The sequence below is a fragment of the Vibrio sp. 1978 genome, from assembly GCF_033344345.1.
In genome coordinates this window covers 1-602 of record NZ_JAWPOP010000719.1, presented here as the reverse complement: position 1 = coordinate 602, position 602 = coordinate 1, and the positions used below count along the sequence as shown (strand labels likewise).

Sequence of the window (602 nt, the reverse complement as noted above, 5' to 3'; positions counted from 1 at the left end):
CGCCTCTGACTGCCAAGGCATCCACCGTGTACGCTTAGTCACTTAACCATACAACCCGAAGGAGTTTCGAGTTGATGTTCAAATCACCAAAGTTGTCTCTCATTATTTGAATGAGCGAGAGACATTCGATTTTGCCGGACTCAAATTCCAAGAACACTTGAATGTGTTTTTAGTTGTATTCATAAATGAATACTTTGAGAACTTTACAAACAACAATAAATTGTTGTTTTGTCAGCTTTCCAAATTGTTAAAGAGCTAGATTTTCTGATGAAAACCATTTTTAAAGATTCTTTTTCAAGAACACTTAAAGATGGTGGAGCTATGCGGGATCGAACCGCAGACCTCCTGCGTGCAAGGCAGGCGCTCTCCCAGCTGAGCTATAGCCCCATCAAGGTGTCGATACTGTCGCCAATTCCTTGGGAAAGAAATTGGTGGGTCTGAGTGGACTCGAACCACCGACCTCTCGCTTATCAGGCGAACGCTCTAACCACCTGAGCTACAGACCCAGTATCGTCTCTTTACTTTATAAACCGTATCAATCTGTGTGAACACTCATCGCAATAATCATCGTTTAAGGAGGTGATCCAGCGCCAGGTTCCCCT

Annotated in this window: 2 tRNA genes; both read right to left on the bottom strand. The window is 43.7% G+C overall.

Features of this window, described 5'->3' with window-relative positions:
* Positions 1 to 311 precede the first annotated feature (311 nt).
* A tRNA-Ala gene (locus R8N49_RS28735) sits at positions 312 to 387 on the bottom strand.
* A gap of 42 nt (positions 388 to 429) precedes the next feature.
* Positions 430 to 506, bottom strand: a tRNA-Ile gene (locus tag R8N49_RS28730).
* Positions 507 to 602: the final 96 nt, after the last annotated feature.